The organism is Paraburkholderia caffeinitolerans, from assembly GCF_902859945.1.
GTDB classification, from domain to species: Bacteria; Pseudomonadota; Gammaproteobacteria; order Burkholderiales; family Burkholderiaceae; genus Paraburkholderia; species Paraburkholderia caffeinitolerans.
The window spans coordinates 108,245-132,083 of the sequence record NZ_CADIKL010000011.1; the positions used below are offsets into that span (position 1 = coordinate 108,245).

Below are 23,839 nucleotides of genomic sequence, written 5' to 3' on the forward strand. Positions count from 1 at the left end.
TCTCCCTTACCGCGAAAATTCTTCGAACAGGTGCTCGCGCAGCCACCGGTTGCCGGTGTCGCGATGGTTTTTGCCGTGCCACAGCATGTTGATGACGATGTCGGGAATCTTCACCGGACACGGCGCGCAAGCGAGCCCGAACGGTTCGAGCGTGCGCATGGCGTAGGCCTCGGGGACCACCGCGATCAAGTCGGTCTGCTGCACGATGTGGCCCACCGCCACAAAATGCGGCACACGCATCCGCACGTTGCGGGTGACGCCTGCGCGCTGGATCATCTCGTCGACAAGACCGTGGCCCGTGCCCGCCGCCACCACCGAAATGTGCTCGGCCGCGCGAAAGGCCTTGAGCGTAAGGCCGTCCGCGCCGGCCGCCGGATGGCCCCGGCGGTAGAGGCACACATAGCGTTGCCGGAACAGGCGCTGCTGAAAAAATCCGGCCTGCAGGTCCGGTAAAAAGCCGAGCGCCAGATCCACCCGCCCCGTTTCCATCTCCTCGCGCAGATTGATCGCCGTGTCGCGCACGGTGCTGACCGTCACGCCCGGCGCCGTCGCGGAAAGCCACTTCATCAGTTGCGGCAGAAAGTAAATCTCGCCGATATCAGTCATCGCTATCGTGAAGCTGCGCGCGCTCTGCGCCGGATCGAACCCAGTCGGCTTGTTCAGCATCGCGCGAATGCGGCCGAGCGCGTCGCTTACCGGCTCGGCCAGGCTTTCGGCCAGCGGCGTCGGCACCATGCCGTTCGGCGTGCGCAAGAACAGTTCGTCGCTGAATACGCGGCGCATCCGGTTGAGCGCGTTGCTCACGCCCGGCTGCGAGATGCCGAGTTCGCGCGCCGCCGCCGCCACGCGCCGCTCGCGCAGCAGCACGTCGAAGACCACGAGCAGATTCAGGTCGAGGTCGTGAATGTCCATGGTCTCTCCAATATCACCAACAGTGATTAGCCGTATTCCCGACTTTCTATTTATCAATGTTAAGCGTTACTGCATGATGGCGCCAACTATCGCAACCCCCAACGACCATGAACGTGACGCTGCTGCCGCACAATCTGCGGCTCGATCTCGAAGCCGGCGCGAACCTGCTGGACGCGCTGCTCGCGCGCGAAGTGCCGGTTTCGTATAGCTGCATGGCCGGGCAATGCGCGACCTGCCGCTGCACCGTCGTCGCGGGCACGGTGCGCACGCAAAGCGGCGACGCGGTACGCGAGGCCGGCGCGGGCGAATCCGTGCTGGCGTGCCGGAGCGTCGTGTCCAGCGACTGCACGATCGAGTTGCCCGAAGTCGATGAGATCGTCACGCATCCCGCGAAGCTGCTCAAAGGCACCGTGATCGCGCTCGACGATCTCACGCACGACGTCAAGCGCCTGCGCCTCGCGCTCAACAAGCCGCTGGCGTTTTCGCCGGGGCAATACGCGTCGCTGCAATTCACGCCGCAGCACGTGCGCTCGTACTCGATGGCCAACATCGGCCCGGCGGACGAACTCGAATTTCATGTGCGCATCGTGCCGGGCGGGCATGTCACATCGTATGTGGCGTCGCAACTGCGCATCGGCGACACGGTGCGCGTGAGCGGCCCGCGCGGCACCGCGTATCTGCGTCGCACGCACACCGGGCCGATGCTCTGCATCGCGGGCGGCACCGGGCTCGCGCCGATCCTCTCGATCGTGCGCGGCACGCTCGAAGCCGGGATGCGCAATCCGCTGCACGTCTATGTCGGGATGCGCGCGGCGAACGACGTCTACGGACTCGACACGCTCGAAGCATTGCGTGCGCAGCACCCGGACCTGCACGTGCATGTGGTAGTCGCGACCGGCACTGCGCACGCGGGCTGGCGCTGCGGCCCGGCCACGGATGCCGTCGCGCACGACTGGCCCGACCTCGGCGGCTGGCGTGCCTACGTGGCCGGATCGCCGGCGATGACCGACGCCGCATCCGCGCTGCTGCAAGCGAAGGGCATCGAACCCGCACGCATTTACGCGGACGCGTTCCACACGCAGAGCGCCTGAAGGCGCCTCACGCGCACCGCCATCACCATCCCCATCCAGGAGACAGAGGATGAACGAATCCCCCCTCACCTTCCACAAACGGACATGGCGCGACGACGGGTCGAGCCGCATTCCGTTCTGGGCCTATACCGATCCCGACGTCTATCGCAAGGAACTGGAGCGGCTCTTTTATTCGGGCCACTGGTGCTACGTCGGGCTCGAAGCCGAAATTCCGCACGCGGGCGATTTCCGCCGCACGGTCGTCGGCGAACGCTCGGTGATCGTCACGCGCGCGGCCGATAGTGAAATTCATGTCGTCGAAAACGTCTGCGCGCATCGCGGCGTGAAGTTCTGCCGCGAGAAGTCAGGCAATCGCAGCGACTTCACCTGCCCGTACCATCAGTGGAATTACGACCTGAAGGGCAACCTGACCGGCGTGCCGTTCCGGCGCGGCGTCAAGCAGGACGGCAAGGTCAATGGCGGCATGCCCGCCGACTTCGATCCGAAGCAGCACGGCCTGACGAAGCTGAAGGTCGCGGTGCGCAACGGCGTGATCTTCGCGTCGTTCGATCACGACGTGGAGCCGCTGGAAGACTACCTCGGTCCGACCATCCTCGCTTATTTCGACCGCGTGTTCAACGGCCGCAAGCTGCACATCCTCGGCTACAGCCGCCAGCGCATTCCGGGCAACTGGAAGCTGATGCAGGAGAACATCAAGGACCCGTATCACCCGGGCCTGCTGCATACCTGGTTCGTCACGTTCGGCCTCTGGCGCGCCGACAACAAATCGCAGCTCAAGATGGACGCGCGCCACCGTCACGCCGCGATGATCTCGACGCGTGGCACCGGCGGCAAGGGCGCGGTCACGAGCGGCGTGACGAGCTTTCACGAGAACATGACGCTGAACGACGACCGCTTTCTCGATGTAGTGCACGAGCCGTGGTGGGGCGAGCCGACCGCCGTCATGATGACGCTGTTTCCGAGCGTCATCATCCAGCAGCAGGTGAACTCGGTTTCGACGCGCCATATCCAGCCCAACGGGCCCGATTCGTTCGACTTCATCTGGACGCACTTCGGCTTCGAGGACGACACGCCCGAGATGACGCGCCGCCGCCTGCGCCAGGCAAACCTGTTCGGCCCGGCCGGCTTCGTGTCCGCCGACGACGGCGAGGTGATCGAGTTCTCGCAGGAAGGCTTCGATCAGAAACCCGACTACCAGACCCTCGCCGAACTAGGCGGCCGCGAGATCGGCGACACCGATCATATGGTTACCGAAACGTTGATTCGCGGCATGTACGAATACTGGCGTCACGTGATGGAGCTTTGAGATGCTCGACTTCGATACCTATACCCGGCTTCTCGCCCTCTACGCGGACTATGCCGCGGCCCTCGACAACGGCGCACTCGACAAGTGGCCCGCATTCTTCACCGAAGACTGCACGTACCGCCTGCAATCGCGCGAGAACTACGACAGCGGCTATCCGCTCGCGACGCTATCGTTTGAAAGTAGAGGAATGCTTAAGGACCGCATTTACGGCGTGACCGAAACGATCTTTCACGACCCGTACTATCAGCGCCATGTGGTCGGCGTGCCGCGCGTGCATACGTTCGACGGCACGCGCATCACGGCCGAAGCGAACTACGCGGTGTTTCGCACCAAGCCTGACGGGTTGACGAGCGTGTACAACGTCGGCCGCTACATCGACACGATTCGCTGCGAACCCGAGCAACTGCTGTTCGAATCGCGCATCTGCGTGTTCGACAGCGAGATGATCCCGAACTCCATCATCTACCCGATCTGAGGAGCGGCCATGACAACCCACTGGATCAAGGTGGCCGAACTGGCCACGCTACCGCAGGACGACGTCTGCGCCGCCGAGGCGGCCGGTACCGAACTCGCGCTCTACCGCGTTGGCGACTGCGTCTACGCGACCGCCGACCTGTGCACGCACGGCCGCGCGCGTCTCAGCGACGGCTTCCTCGAAGGTCACGAGATCGAATGTCCGCTGCATCAGGGGCGCTTTGACGTGCGCACCGGCACCGCGTTATGCGAGCCGCTGACTTGCGACGTCGCGCGTTTCGACGTGCGCGTCGAGAACGGCGACGTCATGGTCTGCGTGGACGCCGCCGCGACGTAAGCGGCCTGACCACGCCGGTCCACTTACAACATTCACAATACCGGAGACGAACAGCATGTCGACAGAGTCCCCCATCGACGCCAACCGCGCCGCGTACTATCAGCGCATCGCGCGCGAGCAGCTTGCTCCGCTGTGGGAGTCGCTGCACAACCTCGTGCCGAAATCGCCGCAGCCGCGCGCCGTGCCCGCGATCTGGAAGTACGCGCAGATTCGCGATCTCGTGATGCAGGCAGGCGCGCTCATCAGCGCCGAGGAAGCCGTGCGCCGCGTACTCGTCATGGAGAATCCGGGGCTGCCCGGCAAGTCGTCGGTCACGCCGAATCTCTATGCGGGACTGCAACTGATCCTGCCCGGCGAGATCGCGCCGAGCCATCGCCACACGCAGTCCGCGCTGCGCTTCATCGTCGAAGGCAACAGCGCATGGACGGCCGTCGATGGCGAGCGCACCACGATGCATCCGGGCGACTTCATCATCACGCCTTCGTGGACGTGGCATGACCACGGCAACCCGTCGACGGAGGAAGGCGGCGAGCCGGTGATCTGGCTCGACGGGCTCGACATTCCGCTGCTCGCGCAACTCGATGCGGGCTTCGCCGAAAGCTATCCCGAAGCGACCCAGCCGCTCACGCGCCCCGAAGGCGACAGCCTCGCGCGCTATGGCCACAACATGCTGCCGGTGCGGCACACGGCCAGCGATCCAACCTCGCCGATTTTCAGCTACCCGTATGCGCGCAGCCGCGAGGCGCTCGACACGCTCTACCGCAACGGCGAACTCGACGCTTGGGACGGCGTGAAATTGCGCTACGTGAATCCGGCGACAGGCGGTTGGCCGATGCCGACGATGGCCACTTTCATGCAGTTCCTGCCGCAAGGCTTCAAGGGCAGGACGTATCGCAGCACCGATTCGACGGTCTATTGCGTGGTGGAAGGACGCGGCGTCGCGCACATCGGCGACGCGCAATTTGCGTTCGAGCCGCATGACGTTTTCGTTGCACCCTCCTGGCAGCCCGTGCGACTCGACGCCGAAGCGGACAGCGTGCTGTTCAGCTACTCCGATCGACCCGTGCTGGCCGCGCTGAATCTACTGCGCGAAGCGCGCGATTGAGCGGCGCAAGCGCGCTTCTCACCCACTTTCTTTTTCAACGGATTTCCCGACCATGCCGTTCGTATTCACGCCCGAGGCGCCCGTCGCCGTTCCCGTCGCGGATAGCGACTTTCAGTTCCCGGTGCGCCGCGTCTATTGCGTGGGCCGCAACTACGCCGCGCACGCGCGCGAAATGGGCTTCGATCCCGACCGCGAGCCGCCGTTCTTCTTCTGCAAGCCCGCCGATGCGGTCGTGCCCGTGAACTACGGTGAAACGCTCGAACTCGCCTATCCGGCTCAGACACATAACTATCACTATGAAGCGGAACTCGTCGCCGTGATCGGCAAGGACGGGTCCGATATCGCCGTCGAGAATGCCCTCGATCACGTCTGGGGCTATGCGGTCGGCCTCGACATGACGCGCCGCGACCTGCAGATGAAGATGCGCGAAATGGGCCGCCCGTGGGAAATCGGCAAGGCGTTCGACCGCTCCGCGCCGCTCGGTCCGATCCATCCGGCAAGCGTCGTCGGCCACTTCGAAAAGGCCGCGCTGTGGCTCGACGTCGATGGCGCGACGAAGCAAAAAAGCGATGTCTCGCATCTGATCTGGTCGGTGGCGGAGACGGTTGCGTACCTGTCGAAATTCTTCCGCCTCGAAGCCGGCGACGTGATCTTCACCGGCACGCCCGAAGGCGTGGGCGCGGTAAACCCCGGCGAGACGATGGTGGTGGGCGTGGAGCGTCTCGGCGAATTGTCGGTCAAGGTCGTCGAAGCGACGCAGTGACGGAGCCGCCGACATGGATCTGTACAGCTTCTTCAATAGCTCGACTTCGTATCGCGTGCGTATCGCGCTCGCGCTGAAGGGAATCGACTATCGCTATCTGCCGGTCAACATCCGCACCGGCGAGCATCGCGAGACGGCCTATGTGGCAGACGTGAATCCTTCCGCGAGCGTGCCCGCGCTCGTCGAGGGTGAGTTCTCGCTCGGCCAGTCGCTTGCGATCATCGACTGGCTCGATACGCGCCATCCCGAGCCGCGCCTGATCCCGGCCGATGCGGCGTTGCGCGCGCGCGTGCTCGAGGTGTCGTATCTGATCGCCTGCGACCTGCATCCGGTCAACAACCTGCGCATCCTGCGTTATCTGCAGGACACGCTGAAGGTTGACGCCGAAGCGAAGGACGCGTGGTATCGCCATTGGGTCGCGCAAGGGATGGCGGGCGTCGAGCGTCTGCTCGCGCGCGCCGCCGCGCAACACGATGGGCCGTGGTGCTTCGGCCCCGCGCCGACGCTGGCCGACTGTTGCCTCGTGCCGCAGATCGCCAACGCCGAACGCATGGGGTGCGATCTGGCTGCTTACCCGCGCTCGCTCGCGGTGTACCTGCACGCGCTGGGTCACCCCGCGTTCGACGAGGCGCGGCCGCAACGGCAGCCGGATTACGCGGCGTAACTCGCGCAGCCGCAGGATCGGGAATCCGGTCCTGCGGTATTGTCGGATCAATAAACAGGAATGCTTACTTGATCAGCGAATCGAATTGCTCGCCGGAGTTTTGATGTTTGGCTCGTCGTGCATCTGCCTTTTGCGAATCATGTTCATCAACTCGACGCCGGACAGCATGACTCTCTACTGCCCCGGCGCCTTCACATTCAAACTATTGGTGACCTCACTAACACCGCTCACGTGTTTCGCTGCCTCCATCGCAAGGCCGATCTGATCGGCCTCTGGCACCGACCCGCCCAGCGTGATCTGGCCACCGCGCGCCACCGCGACAATCCGGCTTGAGTCCAGTCCCTTCACGCGCACCAGCTCGCGCCGAACCTGTTTGGCGAGAAGCCGGTCCGCCTTGCGCATCTCTCGCTTGGTCTGCGCCGGTATCATCGCCGGCGAAGACGCCGCGACGCCCGAGCCGAACGCCGGCTGCGCATGAGCGCCATGGGCGCCGATTGTCGCCGCGAGCAGCAAGCCCGCAGACCATCGCACCAGCCTGTTATTTTTCATCATCTCGTATCCTCACTATCACCGTTGATCGTCGTTGTGCCGCGCGCATCAGAATACGTGACGGATGCCGCAGTTCACACCGGTCGTCGTCCCTGTCGGGCTGTAGAGCGCGTCGTTCACCGAGAGACCCGTGTTCATCGCCCCATGGTTGTTGACCACCGCGACCTGACCGTATAGCGTCGTGCGGCGCGTGAGGAAATACTGTGCCCCGAGCGAGCCCATCACCGAATGATTCGTTGTCTGGTTGCGATCGCTCACGAACCAGACGCCGCCGTTGAGATCGAGATCGGGCGTTGCGAGAAAGTCGAGGCCGGCGTCGTAGACGTTGCTGTTGAAGCCGCCCGCCACCTTGTAGTTAACGAACGACGCCTTCGCGGTCAGCTTGCCGATCTTGTAGGAAGCGCCCAGCATACGACCCTCGAATGCGACGTTGGTCGGCGGCACCGTGCTTACTGTGCCGCCGCTGTTGCCGTCGTAGTACGCTGCCTCAACCATCACGGTGCCGTTGTCGTACTTCAGGCTCACCGAGTACTGTCGGCCCGACTGGAAGTTCCCCGCTACGCCACCAAACGAGAACAACGCGCTACCCGAAAATCCGGCGACAACCGGGCTCGAATACGATACGGAGTTTGCGTTGAATACGCCGGTCCCCGCCACGTGATCGAGATAGATCACCAGGCCGCTGCCGAACTGCGACAGCCCGCGCGGATCGAGGTCATAGAGCGCGAGGAAGAACGGCGAGAACTGCAGACCCAGTTTGACCTCGCCGTATGGGTTCGCAAGTCCGACGTAGGCTTGCCGCCCGAACAGATTGCCGTTCGAATCGTTGAAGCTCCCGTTCGCGACGCTAATACCGCTCTCGAGCCTGAACTCCGCCTTCATGCCGCCACCCAGATCCTCGGTTCCCATCAATCCGAACTGCGACGGTGCAATGCCGCTGTCCACCAACGAGAATTGCTTGCCGGCGTTGCCACCCGTGGCCGGATCCAATGTTTTGCTGGTGTAAAGCAGGCCGCCGTCCGCGACGCCATAAAGCGTCACACTCGATTGCGCGTGCGCGGCGCCCGAGAGCAGCAAGATCGTCGCACCGGCGATTACGGCCCTACCCGACTTTCGTTGACTGTACATCCGCCTGCCTCCTGGTGATATCGTTTTATTCATAATTTAAATATTATTCGCACTGCTTTGTATATTGAATAAATGAATGTCCATATACTTCTTGATCTCGGCTTTCCAGAAATCACACTCTCAACATCGATTTGCACTTCCTCACGTCCCGTCGAACTCCGCAATGAACGCGCGCACCACAGGATAAACCTGCTCGCGCCAGCGCTTGCCCGAGAAGATCCCGTAATGCCCCGCACCGCGCACGTCGCAGTGCCGATGACGCTCAGCCGCGATGCCGGCACAAAGCTCATGCGCCGCGTGCGTCTGTCCGGCGCCTGCAATGTCGTCAAGCTCGCCTTCGACACTGAGCAACGCCGATTCGACAATGTCCTGCGGACGTATGGCCTCGCCGTCGATGACCCAGCTTCCGTTCACGAGCGCGAAATCCTGAAAGACAGGCGCGCGTCGATCCAGTCCGTGATGTAAACCTTATGGTCCTGCAGCAGCGTCTTGACGGTGTCGCGCAGCAGCGTGGCGTGGTGCCCCGAGAGCGGCGCGACAAGCAGCACGGTCGGCTGCGAGCGCATCGCTTCCAGCACCGGCGCCTCGTCGGTGAAACGCTTGAAGCGCACGAGGCGGCAGAACGGCAGCGCCATCACCACGCGCTCCTGCACCACCACCTCCCTGTCGCCTACCGGAACGCGCGTGATAGCGAACGCCGGCTTCTCGTAGTCGCGCGCGAGCCGGTGCAGCAGATCGAACGCGGCCGACATGCGCTGCGCCATCGCCGCGCAGGTGAGCGGCGAAAGCGGATGGTTGCACAGCTTCGCCGACGCCGCCGCGAAATCGGCGAACGGCCCCATCAACGCGCGTTTTGATTCGCATAACTGATAAATCATGAGCGTTTCTCCCGATGGTGTCGCGATGGCCTGGTTCAGCCCGCGCGTACGCGCACGTAGCGTCCCGGCGCGCTTTCGATGGGCTTGTATTGCGCATTGCCGGCGCGCTTGGGCGCGGCCACCTTCGCGCCGCACGAGGGCCGAAGCCAGTCGATCCAGTGCGTCCACCAACTCCCGGGCGTGCTTTGCGCGCTGTCGAGCCACGTCTGCGGATCGTCGCTCGCCTTGCCGTCGGTCCAGAAACTGCGCTTCTTCTTCGCCGGCGGATTGATGACACCCGCGATGTGCCCGCTCGCGCCGAGCACGAAGCGCGTGTCCCCGCCAACGAGACGCGTCGTGCGCCACGCCGATTTCCACGGCACGATGTGATCTTCGAGCGTCGCCAGCACGTAGCTCGGCATGTCGATCCTGCCAAGATCGACGGGCGTTCCGCACATCGTCAGCCGGTCCGGCGTGCGCAGGTTGTTCTCCAGATACATGTTCCGCAGATACCACGCGTACATCGGACCGGGCAGGTTCGTCGCGTCGGCGTTCCAGTACAGCAGGTCGAAGGCGGCCGGCGTCTTGCCCTTCAGGTAGTTTTCGGTGACGTACGGCCACAGCAGGTCGTTCGCGCGCAGCGTCTGGAACACGAACCCCAGTTCCTTGCCCGAGTAGATGCCGCCCTGACCGATCGTCAGCTCGCGCTGCGCGACGCAGGCCTCGTCGATGAAAACGCCGAGGTCGCCGGGATCGCTGAAGTCGAGCATCGTCGTGAGCAGCGTGAGACTCGCCACGCTCTCGTCGCCGCGCGCGCGCAGGATGGCCACCGCCGACGAGAGGATCGTGCCGCCGACGCACCAGCCGAGCGCATTGACCTGGTCGGCCTTGCTGATCGCGCGCGCGACTTCGAGCGCCTTGATCGCGCCGTCGCCAACGTAGTCGTCCCACGTGGTCTGCCCGAGCGACGCGCCGGGATTGCTCCACGACACGAGGAACACGGTCAGCCCCTGCTCCACCGCGAACCGCACGAACGAGTTTTCGGGCTGAAGGTCGAGGATGTAGAACTTGTTGATGCACGGCGGCACGATGAGAAGCGGCCGCGCCGCCACCTCGTCAGTGAGCGGCGCGTACTGGATCAACTGGAACAGCGCGTTCTCGAACACAACCGTCCCCTGCGACACGGCGACGTTGCGGCCCACCTCGAAGGCCGATTCGTCGGTGATCGAAACGCGCCCGTCACGCAGGTCCTGCATCAGGTTCGTCAGCCCCGCGCTCACGCTGTTGCCCTGGGTCTCGACGGCGGTTTTCAGCACCTCGGGATTGGTCGCCGCGAAATTGGCCGGGCTCATGGCGTCGATGAACTGGCGCGTGAAAAAGCGCAGCTTGTGCTTCTCTTTCGCGTTGAGCCTCGCGCGTTCGACGAGCGCGTCCAGCAGGTTCGCGTTCAGCAGATAGCTCTGCATGAGCAGGCTGTACCACGCGTTGTCGCGCCAGGCCGCGCCGTGAAAGCGCCGGTCGCCTTTCGCCGGCGCGACGACGGCCTCGCCACCCGGAGCGCCCGGTGCCGATAGCAGTCCCAGCCACAGCGATGTCTGCTGCCGCCAGTAGTCGGCCTGAAGCTGCGCGAGCGAGTCCGGAGCGGTGTCCGCCGTCGCCTGCCACAGGCTCTGGCTCGCCTTGATGAGACCCTGAACGTATTCCTCGGGAACATGGAATGGCGAAGTCATGCCGTGCGTCTCTCGAATGGGGTTGCGAAAAAAGCGGGGGCGCTAGCGCTTCGGCTGCATCATGTCGCGGATCTCCTGGAGACCGGCGTTGAAGCGTTCGTTGATGCGCGCGGCGGCATCGGCCTGTGCGGCGCGGGCGATTCCGGCGATCTCCAGCATGTCGGTAAGCGCCTTCTGGCAGGCCGCGCGCGCGACCTCGGCGTGCTTCTGCGCGTCGGCGGCGCCGGGCCCGCTAGCGGCCGCGTTGCGCGCCGAGTCCTGGAGGCCCTTCATCGTTTGCGTCAGCAACTCGGCCTGCTTGCTCGCCATTGCCTGCATCGCCTCGAAGGTCGCCTTGTTCGCCTCGACGAGCGCCTCGATGTCCTTGCGTCGCGCGTCGAAAATCGCCGACATGTCGACGCCCGGCACCTTGAACTGCTCGAACAGCTTGTTCATGTCGCCGAACGACTGCGCGAACGACTGCGGGTCAAACATCCCGGCCGGCTTATTGTCTCGTTGCTTGCTCATGGTTCTCTCCTCCTGATTGTCCCTTTAACGGCCGAAGCCGGCTTCAAGCGGCCCGCGCGGCGCGCGAGGTCGGAATCACGAGCGCGTCGCCCTCGATCACGGTACGCCCATCCACGCTACAGGTCGTGGTTAGCGTCACGCGCCTCTTCTCGGGCAGCAGCTCCTTGACGATCACCGTCGCGTGCACCGTATCGCCGGGCCGCACGGGCGCCTTGAAGCGCAGGTTCTGGCCGAGGTACACGGTGCCCGGCCCCGGCAGCCGCCCCGCGATGGCCGCCGAGATCACGCTGGCCGTCAGCATGCCATGGGCGATACGCCCTTTGAACGGCGTGGTCAGCGCGAACTCCTCGTTCAGGTGGACGGCGTTGTTGTCGCCTGAGGCGCCCGCGAACAACACGATGTCGGCCTCCGTGATGGTCTTGGCGAAGCTCGCGCTCATTCCCGGCTCGAGATCCTCGAAATCGAATCCGTTCAACTCGTTCATAGCGAATGTCCCTCTGTCATGGCTCGACGTTTTCGCGATTGGGCACCTGGCGTCTTCAGACGCGCGTGACCTGACCTCCGGCCGCGCGCAACGGCATGGCCGCCCCGGTTGCCGAACCCGCCTGCGGATCGAGGAACGCACGCAGGCATTGGTCATGCAGAACCGCCGCCTCCTCGATGCTCTTCTCCTTCACGTGGCCGTAGCCGCGAATCTCGTCGGGGACGCACGCCAGCGCCACCGCGGCCGCGTGGTTGTCCGGGCTCAGTTGCGCGCAGATCCGTTCGAGGTCGGCCTCGTATTCGTCGATCAGGCGGCGCTCATGGCGACGCTCAGCCGTCTTGCCGAACACGTCGAGCGCGCCTGCGCGCAGTCCCTTGAAGCGGCGGAGCACGCCAAAGGCGCCGCGCACCCACGGGCCGAAAGCCCGCTTGACCAACTGCCCCGTGACCGGATCGCGCTTCGCGAGCGTGGGCGGCGCGAGGTGGTACTTGACCGCGTAGCCGTGCGGGAACATCGCGTCGAGCCTCGCGAGAAATGCGGGATCGGCGTGCAGGCGCGCCACCTCGTACTCGTCCTTGTAGGCCATGAGCTTGTACAGATAGCGGGCCACGGCCTCGCCGAGCGCGTGACGGCCCGGCGTGACGCGCTGCTCGGCCGCGACGACCTGGCTCACGCGCTGCGCGTAGCGGCGCGCCCAGGCCTCGTTCTGATAGGCGATCAGGTCGGGCACGCGCACTTCGAGCAGACGCTTCGTCTCGCCCTCGGCACCGACCGAATCGACAATCGCGCGCGCCGCCGCCGACAAGACCGGTGCCGCCGGCGCGGCCCCCGCGAGCTTCGCGATCTCGGCCACCACGAACGCGCGATCAACGACGGCCATGCGGCCCCACGCGAACGCGGCAAGGCTCTGCTCGACGCCGACGCCGGCCTGGCGGATCGCCGCCTCGATCGATTCGGCCTTCAGCGGAATCGCGCCGGCCTGGTAGGCCACGCCGACCATGAACAGGTTCGTGGCCATGCTGTCGGCAAAGAGCCCTTCGGCCAGCGCCTGGCCGTCGAGAAACACGTTGTCGGCGGCGCGCGTCACCTGGTTGATGCCGGACGTCAGGTCCGCGACGATCGGAAAGGACACGTGGCGGTTCGCGACCATCTGGCCAGTCGGCGTCCGTGTCGTCGAGACGACGGCGATCGTGCGCGCCGGATGGCACTTGGCCAGGTTCTTCGCGTCGGTCGCATTGAGGATGTCGAAGCCGAGGTACAGGTCGGTCGCGCCGTCCGAGATCTTGTTCGCGCCATCGAATGGCGTGTCGCTGATCTTGATGTCCGAGATGACCGCTCCGCCCTTCTGCGCGAGGCCCGTCTGGTCGAGCCCGACCACGTGCTTGCCTTCGAGGCGCGCCGCGTTGGCGAGCGTCGCCGCCACGGTCACAGAGCCCGTGCCGCCGATCCCCATGATATGCACGCCGTAACCGGCGCGCGCGTCGACCTTCGACACGGGCGCGGGCAGCGCGCGTTCGAGCGCCGGGATGCGGCCTTTCTTCTTTCTCTTCTTCGCGTCAGCTTCGGCCGGCGCTGGGTTCGGCGTGACGGTCAGGAACGACGGGCAGAAGCCCTTCACGCACGAGAAGTCCTTGTTGCACGACGACTGGTGAATGCGCGTCTTGCGGCCGAACTCGGTCGCCACGGGCTCGACGCTCATGCAGTTGCTCTTCACACCGCAATCGCCGCAGCCCTCGCAGACGCGTTCGTTGATGACCGTGACCTCGGCCGGCTCCTCGGCCTTGCCGCGGCTGCGCGCGCGGCGCAGCTCGGCCGCGCACTCCTGGTCGTGCAGCAGCACCGTCGTGCCCGCGATCGCGGCCAGCGTGCGCTGCGCCTCGTCAAGGCGGTCGCGGTCCCAGACTTCGGTGCCGCCCGGCAGCGTGACGCCCGTGTAGCGGCTCACGTCGTCAGTCGTGACGATGACCTTCTTGACGCCATTGGCCAGCAGATCGCCGACCATGTCGACAACCGGATGCGAGCCCATGATCGCCTGGCCACCGGTCATCGACGTATGCGCGTTGCGCAGCAGCTTGAACGTCACGTTCGCATCGACGCTCGCGCAGTAGCGGATCGCAAGGCTGCCCGAGTGAGCATAGGTGCCGTCTCCCATGTTCTGGAAGATGTGCTTCGTATCCGTGAACGGCGCCATGCCGATCCACTGCGCGCCCTCGGCGCCCATGTGCGTGCCCATCACGACGTTGCGGCCCATCCACATCGCCATCGTGTGGCAGCCGATGCCGGCCGACACGATCGAACCGTCGAGCGCCTGTGTCGAGGTGCTGTGCGGGCAGCCCGAGCAATACCAGGCCGTGCGCGTCGCCGTGGGCAGCGCGGTGCGCGCGTGAATTTCGTCGAGCCGCCGCAGCCACGCATCGGCCGATTCGATGCGCGCCTTGCCAGAAAGCCGCCGCACCAGCGCGCGCGCAATCACGTCCGATTCGAACTCGCCATAGGCGGGCAGCAGCGTCTTTTCCTCGTGATCGAACTTGCCGACGATGCGCGGCGCGTTCGCGCGCCCGTAGAGCACGTCCTTTACGAACATTTCGAGGAACGGCCGCTTCTCCTCGATCACGAAAATTTCTTCGAGCCCTTGCGCGAACTCGCGCACGACTGTGGGCTCCATCGGGAACAGCATGCCCATCTTGAGGATGCGGATGCCGTAGCGGCGCAGCGCGGCGTCGTCCATGCCGAGTTCGGCGAACGCCTGGCGCAGGTCGTGCCACGTCTTGCCGGCCGTAACGATACCGAGCCACGCGTCGGGATTCGGGCACACCACGCGGTTGAGCCCGTTGGCGGCGGCATAGCGCTTGGCCACTTCCAGACGGCGCGTATAGAGCGATTGCTCCATCTCCAGCGCCTCGGCGCGCACGTTCATGCCGAGGTTCATGACGGGCGCGAACGGCTGGCCGCCGAACTCCATGTCGGGCGTGACGAAGTTCAGCCGTTCGAGGTCAACGGTCGCGCTGCCGGTGCCGTCGGCCACATTCGTGACGATCTTCATCCCGGCCCACAGCCCGGACAGGCGCGATAGCTGATAGCCGTGCAGCCCGAAATCGAGAATGTCCTGCACGTCGCCCGGGTAGAGCGACGGGATGCCCACGTGCATCAGCATCGGCTCCGACTGGCTGCACAGCGACGAGCTCTTGCAGCTCGGATCGTCGCCCGCGATGGCCAGCACGCCGCCGTTCTTGCCGATACCCGTGTAGTTCGCGTGCTTGAGCGCGTCGCCGCTGCGGTCCACGCCGGGCGCCTTGCCGTACCACATGCCCGTCACGCCGTCGAACTTCTGCTTGCCGACCGTGTGCAGCATCTGCGTGCCCCACACGGCAGTGGCCGCCAGATCCTCGTTGAGGCCGTCGACAAAGTGAATGTTGCGTTCGAGCAGCGTCTTCTGGTTCTTGATGAAGCTCGCGTCGAGCATGCCGAGCGGCGAGCCGCGATAGCCGGAAATGAACATGCCGGTCTTCAGGCCGCGGCGCTCGTCGGCGCGCACCTGGTCCAGCGTGAGCCGCACGAGGGCGTCGATGCCGCCGACGTGGATCACGCCGCGCTCCTGGGTAAACGGATTGGTAGAATCTTGCCTGGAGGCCATGAATGTCATCCCAAGTTGGTCGGATCGTGCGAAACCGGAGCGGGCCGGCCTAGCGCCCGAGGTCCTTGGCGGTCTGGCCGCCGATACCCCAGTTTTCCTTCGGCATGTCGTGTATCCACACGCGCACGTTCTGCTGCGGCGCGCCGACAGCCTCCACGATCGCCTGCGTGACCTTTTCGATGAGGGCGCGCTTCTGCTCCTCGGTGCGCCCTTCCAGCAGGTAGATTTGTGCAAATGGCATGTTCGCTGTCCTTGAATCGGGGTGAGCGCGCGGCGGCGCCGCGCGCGCGGGGTTCAGACGAAGCGCATCGACACCGTGCCGAGATCCTGGAAGCGCACGGCCACGTTGTCGCCGGCTTCGACGGCCAGCGCCTCGGTCACGCCACCCGTCATGATGAAGGTGCCAGCCGGAAGCTCTTCGCCGCGCGCGCCAAGGTGATTCGCCATCATCGCGACGGCCGCGAGCGGATGGCCGAGCACGGCCGCGCCGGCCGCCATCGCGCGGACCTCGCCGTTGATCTCCAGCACGACACCGAGCGTGCGCAGGTCGAGTTCGTCGAGCGTGCGCGCGCGCCCGCCGATCACGAAGCGCGAAGCCGAGGTGTTGTCGGCAATCACGCTCTTGAGGTCGAACTTGAAATCGCGGTAGCGCGAGTCGATGACCTCGACGGCCGGCAGCACGAAATCGATCGCGGCCATCACCGCGCCGACGTGGCAGCCGGGACCGCGCAGCGGCGCCTTGGTGACGACACATATCTCGGCCTCGACCTTTGGGTGAATGAGTTCGGACACCTTGATTTCGCCGCCGTCCGGGCGCGCCATGTAGTCGGCGACGAAGCCGAACACGGGCGTCTCGACGCCCATCTGCTTCATCTTCGCGAACGAGGTCAGGCCGGCCTTGAGCCCGGCGATGCGATGGCCGCGCTCGATCTTGCGGCGGCGGATCGCGTCCTGGATCGCATAGGCGTCGTCCCAGTCCATCTGGGGATGTTCGTCGGTGATCTTGGTGACGTCGCGTGCCTCGAGCTCGGCGTTTTCCAGATGCTCGGCCAGCGCGGCGATGGTGTGTTTGTCAAGGTTCATGGTAGGGCCTCAGGGCGCTCAAATAAAACGGACCGACGTCGTGCCGAGCCCGCCGACGCTGCACGTCAGGTTGTCGCCGGATTTGACGGGCACGAGCGGCGACTGTGAGCCGGACAGGATGATTTCGCCGGCCTTGAGCGTGATGCCCAGCCGTCCGAGTGTGTTCGCAAGCCAGGCCACCGCATTGACCGGCGAGCCCTGCACCGAGGCGCCCGTCGATGTGCTGATGACCTCGCCGTTCTTTTCGAGCACCATGCCGGCCAGCGCGAGATCGAGGTCGCGCGGGCTGCGCCGCACGCCGCCGAGCGTAAGCACGCCGCACGAGGCGTTGTCGGCCACGGTGTCCTGGATGCGAATCTTCCAGTCCTCGATGCGCGAATCGACGATCTCGAAGCACGGCATCACGCAGTCGGTCGCGCGCAGCACGTCGGCGGCCGTCACGCCGGGGCCGCACAGATCGTGCTTGAGCATGAACGCGACTTCGGCCTCGGCCTTCGGCGCGATCAGCTGCGCGGTATCGACGGGCTCGCCTTCGTTGAAGACCATGCCCGAGGTCATCTGGCCGAAGTCGGGCTGATCGACCTTCAGCATGTCCATCACGACCTTGCTCGTGACGCCGATTTTTTTGCCGACGATGGTTTCGCCGCGCTCAAGCCGACGCGCAATCATCCGCAACTGGATCGCGTAGGCATCCTCGATCGTGATGCCGGGCTCGCGGGTGGTGAGCGGCGGCACGGGCCGGCGCGCGACGAGCGCGTCGAACAGCTCGTCGCCGTAGTGTTCAATCTTGCTGGTTTCCATAGGAGATCCTGTCAACAGGGTTGCACGTCAATACTTCACCATCACGTTGCGCAACTCGGTATAGAACTCGAACGAGTGAACGCCGCCCTCGCGCCCGATGCCCGACTGCTTCGAGCCGCCGAATGGTGTGCGCAAATCGCGCAGGAACCAGCTATTGATCCAGCAGAGGCCCACTTCGATCTGCCGCGCGAGGCGGTTGGCGCGGCCGATGTCCTGTGTGTAGATCGACGTCGCGAGGCCGTAGCGGTTGTCGTTGACCTTGGCGAGCACTTCGTCCTCGGTGTCGAACGGACTGATGTGGCAGCACGGGCCGAACACCTCCTCGGTGACGACGGAGGCGGTTTCTGGCAGACCGGTCCAGATCGTCGGCTGGACCCAGCAGCCGTCCTTGAGATCGTCGGGCATGGCCGGGATGCCGCCGCCCGTCACGATCGTCGCGCCCTCTTCGCGCGCCTTCTCGTAGTACGACAGCACCTTGCGCTGATGCTCCTTGCTGACGAGCGGGCCGATGCGTGTCTGCGCATCGAACGGGCGGCCGGGCGTCATCGATTCGGCCTTCTCCTTGAGTGCGGCGACGAAGCGCTCGAAGATCGGCCGCTGCACGTAGACGCGTTCGGTGCCGAGGCAGACCTGCCCGGCGTTTTCGAAGCATGAGCGCGTCACCGTATCGACGGCCACCTGGAAGTCGCAGTCCTCGAACACGAGCGCCGCGTTCTTGCCGCCGAGTTCGAGCGAGACCGGCCGGATGCCGTCCGCGGCCGCCTTCATGATCGCCGTGCCCGTGCCGGTCTCGCCCGTGAACGTGATGCCGTTGACGTCCGGGTGCGAGGTCAGGAACGCGCCGGCCGAGTCGGGGCCGAAGCCGTGCACGACGTTGTAGACGCCCGCCGGCACGCCGACTGTGTTCATGACCTCGCCGAGCAGCGTGGCCGTCAACGGCGTTTCCTCCGAAGGCTTGACGACGACGGTGTTGCCGCATGCAAGCGCGGGCCCGACCTTCCACGTCATCAGCAGCAGCGGTAGATTCCACGGGCACACGACGGCGATCACGCCGCGCGGCACGCGCACGCCGTAGCTCAAGGCGGTCTTGCCGTCCGGCGTGCGCATCTCGAACGACTCCGTCGACATGTTCTTGATGGTGTCGGCGAAAATCTGGAAGTTCGCGGCGCCGCGCGGGATGTCCACGTGCGAGGCCAGATGCGAGGGCTTGCCGGTATCCGCGATCTCTGCCTGGAGAAAATCGTCGAAGCGTCGATTGATCTCGACCGCCACTGCGTCGAGCAGCTTTACGCGCTCGATCACGGACAACTGGCCCCACGGTCCGCTCAACGCGCGCTTCGCGGCGGCGACGGCCGCATCCACTTCGAGACGGCCCGCCTCGTGGACGAGGCCGATCAGCGAGTTGTCGACGGGATTGCGGTTCTCGAAGGTCTTCCCGCTGACGTTGCCGACGTACTCGCCATTGATGAAATTCTGAATGTTCGTGTTCATGTCCTGCACTCCGAATTGATGACGTCCGGCGGCGTGGCCGCTCAGACCTGCATGCCGATTTCGTTGAGCCCCGCGCGCGCGCACGACTCGTCTTCCAGCTCGGTGCCGCCCGAGACGCCGATCCCGCCGATTACCGCGCCCGCGTGCAGGAGCGGCAGCCCGCCGCCGAAGCACACCATGCGCGGCCGCAGCGGAATGCCGGCCCGCACGGCGGGCGAATGCTGCTGCAGAATCTCGGGCCACGCGCCGGTAGGCAGGCCGAAGCTCGCGGCCGTATAGGCCTTGTCGATCGCGATGTCGATCGAGTGGAGGAACGCGCCCGGCATGCGCAGGAAGGCCACGAGGTTGCCGCCCGGATCGACGACGGCGACGTTGACCTTGATGCCGGCTTCCTCGGCCCTGCGCACGGCCGCCAGCACCGCGGCCTGGGCCGCCTCCCAATGCACGGTTTCGGCGCTTTGCGAGAGCTTCATCATCAGGTGAACACCGAGAGGAAGGCCTCGTTGATCTTGCGGTCGTGATAGAAGATCGCGGCGCCCAGCTCGTTGTCGGTCCAGGTGATGACCGGCTTGTCAGGGTAGTAAATGTAGCCGCCGCTGAAGACCTCGTTGCGGTTGCCGGACGGATCGAAGAAGTAGATCGTCTCGCCGCGCGTGATGCCGTGACGCGTCGGGCCGATGTCGATCGAGGTCTTGTGGCGCGAGAGGATGTCGCCCGCGCGCAGCACCTGCTCCCAGCTGCCGAGGATGAACGAGGCATGATGGAACTTGTTCTTGACGGGCTGGCGGATGAAGGCCACGTCGTGCGCCTTGTTCGAGCACGACAGGAATGCGCCGATCATCAGCTTGCCGTCGGGGCCCGCCATGACCTGCTCGGCCATGCCGAAGCCGAGCACCTCGGTGAACAGCTTGACCGTGCCGTCGAGATCGTCGCCGTAGAGCAGGCAATGATCGAAGCGCGAGGGCGCGATACCGGTCAGGCCGTCGGGCCAGGGCGTCGGGTTGACGTCGGGGCCGTCCGTGCCGCAACAGTTGCCGATGACCTCGCGCTCGGCGTACAACTCCATCACGTGGCCGGTGGGAATCGTGAAACGGAAGCGCTCCCCCGTCGCCGGATGCTCGCCTGCGGGAATCCATGCGAAATCCGAGCAGAGCCCGCTCGCCTCGACCTGCGCGGCCAGCCGCTTGAGCGTCGCGGGCGAATCCACTTTCCAGCCCATGTAGTCCATGCCCGCCTCGTCGGCTTCGCGCAGCACGACGCTGTGATGGTCGTGCTCGTCCCATGCCTTGAGAAACACGCGTCCCTGCGCGTCGCGAGCTGTCTCCTGCAAGCCAATCACCTGCACGTAATGCTTCAGGGCAGGCTCCATTTCGAGCACCCGGATGGCCACATGTCCGGGCCTCAGTACGCCGCTCAATGCCATTCTCGCCTCCTGTTGGTTTAATTCCTGCCTGCGCTGGCCGCGTACCCGAAGGGTCGCCGCACGGGTTGTCGTCATGCCTTGCGTGCCTCGACGGCGCAGGCCATCTTGCCCACCACCTTCAGATCCAGATCCCCGCGCGGGAAAATCCTGCACGCGAGCACCTGGCCCTCGGCCTCCTCCTCGGCCGTGCAGACCGCGCGGCTCATCTTGCGCAGCACGAAATCGCCGCTCAGGATCCTGACCTTGCACACGCCGCAACCGCCGTTGCGGCAGCCGACCGGAATACCGCGCCGGCACAATTGCTCCATCGCGTGCAGCACGCTTTCGCTGTCACGGCAACCGAACACTTCGCCGGTATTCGCCACGCGCACCTGGTAGGTTCGCGGCGGCGCTTGCGCATCGGGCGGCGTCTTGCTTCCCGTCTCGAATGAGGGGGCCATCGACATCGCCTCAAATGCTGCGGAACAGCGGGCTGCGCGCGAGCGCCTGCGCACCGTCCGCCGTGGTCAAAAACTTCTCCGTGTAGATGTCGCGCTCGAACAGCCGGCCCTGCATGAGCGTGCGGATGCACGACTCGATCATCACGGGCGGTCCGCACAGATAAGCCTTGTGGCCGCGAAAGTCGTTCGCGAAGTGCGCCTTCGCCGCGTCGTGCACGAAGCCATTGAAGCCTTCCCAGCGGCATGCTTCGGTCGGCTCGCTCAATGCGGGCACGTAGGTGAAGATCGCGTGCTGCGCGGCCAGTTGCTCAAACAGCGCGTCGTAGTAAAGCTCGGCCCGGTTGCGCGCGCCGTAGACCAGCGTGATCGGCCGCGCGTCACCCGCTTCAAGCAGGTCGAGCAGCATCGACTTCGGGCTCGACACGCCCGAGCCGCCCGCGAGGAAGATGACGGGCTGAGTGTCCGACTTGCGCACGAAGAAGTGGCCAAGCGGGCCGGTCAGTTCGACCGCGTCGCCGGGGCGCAAGGTGTCGTGGACGTAGCCCGTGCCAACGCCGCCCGGCACGCGCCGCACATTCAGCTCGATCAGCGTGTCCGACGATGGCACGGCCGCGAGCGAGAACGCACACGGCTTGTCCTTGCCCGGAACCTTGAGGTTCACGTATTGCCCGGCCTGGAACGCAATCGGCTCGTCGAGTTCCACGAACACGCCCTTCACGGTCGGCGTCAGATCGTCGAGACGCACGACGCGGCCGCGAAAATCGCGCACGGGGATGTGCAGCGCGTCGGGTTCCTCGTCGATATCGGCTTCGATCGTGAGGTCGGACATTGGCACCGCGCAGCACGCGAGGCACTTGCCGTCGTCGCGCTCGACGTCCATCAGCGCGAACGGCGAGGCGTCGCCGTGCTCGATCTCGCCGTCCACGACCTGCACCTTGCAGGTCGCGCACAGGCCGTGGCAACACGCATGCGGCAGGTACACGCCGCTGCGCAGCGCCGCGTCGAGAATCGTCTGGCCCTCGGCCACTTCGATCGTGTGGCCGATGGGCTCGATGGTCACCTGATAGCTCATCGTTCGTCTCCGCGTCAGCTTCGGCTGCCGGCGATGCCGCTCAGGCCCGGCGTGCGCAGACGGATCAGCGCCTTGTGGCCGAGGCCGTTGTCGGCAAGGCTCTTGTCGCGCTCGGGCACGAACGGCGTGTTCGAGCGCAGCCACCCGGCCTCGCGCCAGTCGATCCGCGCCCAGTCCGGATGGGCCGCGAACACCGTGGTCGGCAACACATGGTCGATCAGATCGCCGAAGCGCATCGACGGCGGCAGCGGCAGCGCGATCGGCGCGCAGATCATCGAATGCTGGTCCCAGCCGACGTAGAGCAACTGGTTGCCATGAAACAGCTCGACCCGGTCGCGCATCTCGCCGCCGTACCCTTCTTTCAGTGCTTGCACAGCCATCGTCGTATCTCCTTCAAGCGGCCTGCTTGTCGTCCTTTTGCGGGGAATGCCCTTTCCACTTCAGCCAGTTCGCCTCGTCGGGCGAGCCGCGGTAATCCATGTTGTCGCCGGGCTGGAAGTGGTAGTACTGGAGCACGGCGGCCAGCGCGTCGAAGCCCTCGGCGGTCGGATCGGTGCCCGGCTCGAAGCAGTTGCCCTGATAGATCTGGTGCACGGGCAACCATGCCTGGCTGTACTTCTCGGGCTCGTGGTCGAAGATGTCCTTGCAGCCGTCCGAGCAGGTATGGAACGCGTGGCCCAGATAAGCGGATTCGCGGTAGCAGGTCTGGGTCGGATCGTCGGGCTCGCTGAACACGAGCGGGACCTGGCAAACCTGGCACAGCATCGGCAGCGTGGTGTTGTAAAAGCGCTTGCCCTGCTTTTCCAGCTCGCGGTAGTGCTCGAAGCGCGGACGATAGTACTTGTCGAAGGTCTCGGGATATTTCTCCGACATCCAGTCCAGGTTCTCGTCGCTCGGGCACCATGGGTTGAAGTTGGCCGCCGCGGCGTAGTTGTAGAACGTGTTCCAGGCTTCAGACGAAAGGCGGTCGGACGCCGCGACGGTTTGCTCCCAGTACTTCGGCATGCGGATGCCGTAGCGCGCAAGATCGTTGAACAGCGAACCCCCGTTCTGCACGAAATAGATCTCCCACGCCTCCTTCCACGACATCACCTTCTTCGGCAGCATGAAATCGAGCATCATCGACACAAGCGTCAACACGCGGTAGCCGCGCCAAAACCATTTGTCGATCCAGCGCTGGACGATCGGCACGTTGTCGGGATCTTGCTCGAGCAAGAACTTGATGCACTCGATACCGAGCGTCATGTGGCGCGATTCGTCGCTCTGCGCCGAGAAGCCAAACGTCACCGTGGCCATGTCGCCGTTATAGGCCGCAGCCGACATGAACGGCATGAATATCAGGTTCGTGAGCACGTACTCGAAACTGAACGAGATCGCTACGATGGCCTCGAACGGGCCGGCGGTCATGGCGTCCTCGAAGTACGACTTCGGCACCGAGAGATACCAGACACGGTCGTGCATGTGACGCCAGTCATGCATGCCGCCAAAGAATTTGTTGTACTGGCTGATCGTGTGAATCTGCGTTTGCACATGCCGCAGCTCGTCGATTGACTGCATCTGCGCCGCGATCTGCGGGCCCACGCCCTCGAAGTTGCGCCCGAGCATCGCGAACAGCCGATGCGCCGAATATTCCTCCGGCGAAATACCGGTGAGAAACAGCTTCAGCGTATTGATGTATCGGCCGTCGCTGACGTTCAGGTGGCCGTTGTTCTGCTGAAACGCGTCGATGATTGCGTAGAGCTTGCGTTCCTTTTCTGCCTGGTACTTCCAGTAGGCATCCATCGTCAGGCGGAACGGATCTTCCCACTTGTCCCAGTCGTGGATCTTGATGCCTTCGAAATGCGTCTGCGGGAAGACCTTCTCCATCGGCTCATAGCTGGTCTCCCAGGCGAGACCGCGCGTCATGTGCACGTACTTCTCCTTCAGGCTCAGCTTCTTCGGGGCTGCCGCATCTGCCGTCTTTTCCATCACGCTCTCTCCGTTGTCGT

The 23,839-nt window shown here is 64.8% G+C and carries 24 protein-coding genes and 1 pseudogene; 7 read left to right on the forward strand and 18 right to left on the reverse strand.

Going from position 1 to position 23,839, the window contains the following annotated elements:
* Positions 1-6: 6 nt before the first annotated feature.
* Positions 7-912, reverse strand: a complete 906-nt coding sequence (locus tag HV773_RS13485; RefSeq protein WP_129563633.1) for a LysR family transcriptional regulator — start codon at positions 910-912, stop codon at positions 7-9.
* Between the two features lie 107 nt (positions 913-1,019).
* On the opposite strand from HV773_RS13485, the gene HV773_RS13490 reads away from it, so the two are divergent.
* Genes HV773_RS13490 through maiA form a run of 7 tightly spaced genes read left to right on the forward strand, consistent with a single transcriptional unit; the run spans position 1,020 to position 6,652 of the window.
* Positions 1,020-2,003 (forward strand): FAD-binding oxidoreductase, encoded by a 984-nt coding sequence (locus HV773_RS13490; protein ID WP_129563634.1) that lies wholly within the window; start codon positions 1,020-1,022, stop codon positions 2,001-2,003.
* Positions 2,004-2,052: 49 nt separating this feature from the next.
* The gene (locus HV773_RS13495; RefSeq protein WP_129563635.1) at positions 2,053-3,309 is read left to right on the forward strand and encodes an aromatic ring-hydroxylating dioxygenase subunit alpha; all 1,257 of its coding nucleotides are present in this window, start codon (positions 2,053-2,055) and stop codon (positions 3,307-3,309) included.
* Between the two features lies 1 nt (position 3,310).
* Positions 3,311-3,784 carry an aromatic-ring-hydroxylating dioxygenase subunit beta gene (locus HV773_RS13500; protein WP_129563636.1) on the forward strand — a complete coding sequence of 158 codons (474 nt, stop codon included), beginning with the start codon at positions 3,311-3,313 and terminating at the stop codon, positions 3,782-3,784.
* A gap of 9 nt (positions 3,785-3,793) precedes the next feature.
* Positions 3,794-4,120, forward strand: coding sequence for a non-heme iron oxygenase ferredoxin subunit (locus HV773_RS13505; RefSeq protein WP_129563637.1), 327 nt, complete (start codon positions 3,794-3,796; stop codon positions 4,118-4,120).
* Positions 4,121-4,175: 55 nt separating this feature from the next.
* Positions 4,176-5,225, forward strand: coding sequence for a gentisate 1,2-dioxygenase (gene gtdA, locus HV773_RS13510; protein ID WP_129563638.1), 1,050 nt, complete (start codon positions 4,176-4,178; stop codon positions 5,223-5,225).
* Between the two features lie 52 nt (positions 5,226-5,277).
* The gene (locus tag HV773_RS13515) at positions 5,278-5,988 is read left to right on the forward strand and encodes a fumarylacetoacetate hydrolase family protein (protein ID WP_129563639.1); all 711 of its coding nucleotides are present in this window, start codon (positions 5,278-5,280) and stop codon (positions 5,986-5,988) included.
* Between the two features lie 13 nt (positions 5,989-6,001).
* Entirely contained in the window at positions 6,002-6,652 is a 651-nt protein-coding gene (gene maiA, locus HV773_RS13520; RefSeq protein WP_129563640.1) for a maleylacetoacetate isomerase, read from the forward strand.
* A gap of 174 nt (positions 6,653-6,826) precedes the next feature.
* Here maiA and HV773_RS13525 read toward each other — a convergent pair whose 3' ends face one another.
* The 17 genes and pseudogenes from HV773_RS13525 to HV773_RS13605 form a co-directional block, all read right to left on the reverse strand.
* The gene (locus HV773_RS13525) at positions 6,827-7,204 is read right to left on the reverse strand and encodes a BON domain-containing protein (RefSeq protein ID WP_129563641.1); all 378 of its coding nucleotides are present in this window, start codon (positions 7,202-7,204) and stop codon (positions 6,827-6,829) included.
* A 45-nt stretch (positions 7,205-7,249) separates the two neighbouring features.
* Positions 7,250-8,329 carry a porin gene (locus HV773_RS13530; protein ID WP_129563642.1) on the reverse strand — a complete coding sequence of 360 codons (1,080 nt, stop codon included), beginning with the start codon at positions 8,327-8,329 and terminating at the stop codon, positions 7,250-7,252.
* A gap of 141 nt (positions 8,330-8,470) precedes the next feature.
* A pseudogene (locus tag HV773_RS37525) lies at positions 8,471-9,207 on the reverse strand (hypothetical protein).
* A gap of 35 nt (positions 9,208-9,242) precedes the next feature.
* Entirely contained in the window at positions 9,243-10,916 is a 1,674-nt protein-coding gene (locus tag HV773_RS13540) for a PHA/PHB synthase family protein (protein WP_129563643.1), read from the reverse strand.
* Between the two features lie 42 nt (positions 10,917-10,958).
* Positions 10,959-11,423, reverse strand: a complete 465-nt coding sequence (gene phaP, locus HV773_RS13545; RefSeq protein WP_227875496.1) for a TIGR01841 family phasin — start codon at positions 11,421-11,423, stop codon at positions 10,959-10,961.
* Positions 11,424-11,466: 43 nt separating this feature from the next.
* Positions 11,467-11,907 carry a MaoC family dehydratase gene (locus HV773_RS13550; protein ID WP_129563644.1) on the reverse strand — a complete coding sequence of 147 codons (441 nt, stop codon included), beginning with the start codon at positions 11,905-11,907 and terminating at the stop codon, positions 11,467-11,469.
* 55 nt (positions 11,908-11,962) lie between these two features.
* Positions 11,963-15,541, reverse strand: a complete 3,579-nt coding sequence (locus HV773_RS13555; RefSeq protein WP_129563645.1) for an indolepyruvate ferredoxin oxidoreductase family protein — start codon at positions 15,539-15,541, stop codon at positions 11,963-11,965.
* 49 nt (positions 15,542-15,590) lie between these two features.
* Complete coding sequence (locus HV773_RS13560; protein WP_227875543.1) at positions 15,591-15,839, reverse strand: 2-hydroxymuconate tautomerase; 249 nt, start codon at positions 15,837-15,839, stop codon at positions 15,591-15,593.
* Positions 15,836-16,624: a 2-oxo-3-hexenedioate decarboxylase gene (gene dmpH, locus HV773_RS13565; protein WP_129563647.1), complete on the reverse strand. Its 789-nt coding sequence runs from the start codon at positions 16,622-16,624 to the stop codon at positions 15,836-15,838. Before dmpH ends, HV773_RS13560 begins: the two co-directional genes overlap by 4 nt.
* Before the next feature lie 18 nt (positions 16,625-16,642).
* On the reverse strand, positions 16,643-17,425 hold the full coding sequence (dmpE, locus tag HV773_RS13570) for a 2-oxopent-4-enoate hydratase (RefSeq protein WP_129563648.1): 783 nt from the start codon (positions 17,423-17,425) through the stop codon (positions 16,643-16,645).
* Between the two features lie 27 nt (positions 17,426-17,452).
* On the reverse strand, positions 17,453-18,916 hold the full coding sequence (locus HV773_RS13575) for a 2-hydroxymuconic semialdehyde dehydrogenase (RefSeq protein WP_129563649.1): 1,464 nt from the start codon (positions 18,914-18,916) through the stop codon (positions 17,453-17,455).
* 41 nt (positions 18,917-18,957) lie between these two features.
* On the reverse strand, positions 18,958-19,392 hold the full coding sequence (locus HV773_RS13580) for a GlcG/HbpS family heme-binding protein (protein ID WP_217481910.1): 435 nt from the start codon (positions 19,390-19,392) through the stop codon (positions 18,958-18,960).
* On the reverse strand, positions 19,392-20,339 hold the full coding sequence (locus HV773_RS13585) for a catechol 2,3-dioxygenase (RefSeq protein WP_129563650.1): 948 nt from the start codon (positions 20,337-20,339) through the stop codon (positions 19,392-19,394). The genes HV773_RS13580 and HV773_RS13585 overlap by 1 nt, the downstream gene beginning before the upstream one ends.
* A gap of 71 nt (positions 20,340-20,410) precedes the next feature.
* Positions 20,411-20,779: a 2Fe-2S iron-sulfur cluster-binding protein gene (locus HV773_RS13590; RefSeq protein WP_129563651.1), complete on the reverse strand. Its 369-nt coding sequence runs from the start codon at positions 20,777-20,779 to the stop codon at positions 20,411-20,413.
* Positions 20,780-20,789: 10 nt separating this feature from the next.
* Complete coding sequence (locus HV773_RS13595; protein WP_129563652.1) at positions 20,790-21,851, reverse strand: NADH:ubiquinone reductase (Na(+)-transporting) subunit F; 1,062 nt, start codon at positions 21,849-21,851, stop codon at positions 20,790-20,792.
* A 14-nt stretch (positions 21,852-21,865) separates the two neighbouring features.
* Positions 21,866-22,231, reverse strand: a complete 366-nt coding sequence (locus tag HV773_RS13600) for a phenol hydroxylase subunit P4 (RefSeq protein ID WP_129563653.1) — start codon at positions 22,229-22,231, stop codon at positions 21,866-21,868.
* 13 nt (positions 22,232-22,244) lie between these two features.
* On the reverse strand, positions 22,245-23,819 hold the full coding sequence (locus HV773_RS13605) for an aromatic/alkene/methane monooxygenase hydroxylase/oxygenase subunit alpha (protein ID WP_129563654.1): 1,575 nt from the start codon (positions 23,817-23,819) through the stop codon (positions 22,245-22,247).
* Between the last annotated feature and the right edge of the window lie 20 nt (positions 23,820-23,839).